Origin of the sequence: Paramesorhizobium endophyticum, assembly GCF_014640615.1 — a bacterium.
Taxonomy (GTDB): domain Bacteria; phylum Pseudomonadota; class Alphaproteobacteria; order Rhizobiales; family Rhizobiaceae; genus Paramesorhizobium; species Paramesorhizobium endophyticum.
On sequence record NZ_BMHH01000080.1, the window covers coordinates 1 to 746 of the forward strand.

Here is a 746-nt window from a genome sequence, read left to right on the forward strand (position 1 = left end):
CAGCACATTCTTAGGTGCTGTCCAACTCGTCGCTGCGTTCATAACCCTCAAATGACGACACGCCCTAAAGGGTGTAGAGGACCTCATCGGTGAAGCCGCGAAATATATCGACCGCCTGGTGGAGACCGGCACGCTGAACCAAAACAGCGCCCGGGAGGTCAAGGAAATTATTGCCCGCCTTGAAGAGGTAGACCCCGATTCCCTTGCCGTATGTACGGGACCGACGAATGGCAGCCTCTGGGATCTGCTGGTCAGCCGGGCCTACGCCGCCTCTGGTTGCGTCATCCGTTTCAAAGGTGAATTTGAGGGTAAGAACCTCAGCCCTGAGGAATACGCAGCCATCCGGGCTTCCATCGTCGCTGCGGCGGAAAAAGAGATCCAGAGCAACCTGAAAATTATTCAGGAGCTGAATGAGCTTATGAAGGGCGGCCCTCTGTCCGCCTCTCAGATGCAGGAATTTGCCAATGCCCAGGGGCGATTGCAGGAGCAGATGGCGCATTATGCGCTGTGCAGTGACAATGTCACTGACCTGCGCAATTCCGGCCTTATTCCGTCCGGATACGAAACGTACCTCAAGACCGCGGAAACCTATCGGTTGGGGGGAGATGCGATCGCCGACCAGATTTCGGGTCTGAACAAGAAGACCCAGAAGGAACTTGCCGATCTGCGCAAGGAGAACCTTGGACTTGCTTCGGAAAAGTGGAGAGGCATTTTCAGATTATGCGGCCAGTCTCTCGAACTGTGCG

General features: G+C 55.5%; 1 protein-coding gene. It reads left to right on the top strand.

Features of this window, described 5'->3' with window-relative positions; translation table 11 throughout:
• Positions 1-118: 118 nt before the first annotated feature.
• The coding region (locus IEX53_RS23640; RefSeq protein WP_188826613.1) for a hypothetical protein at positions 119-746 on the top strand (628 nt) is incomplete at its 3' end.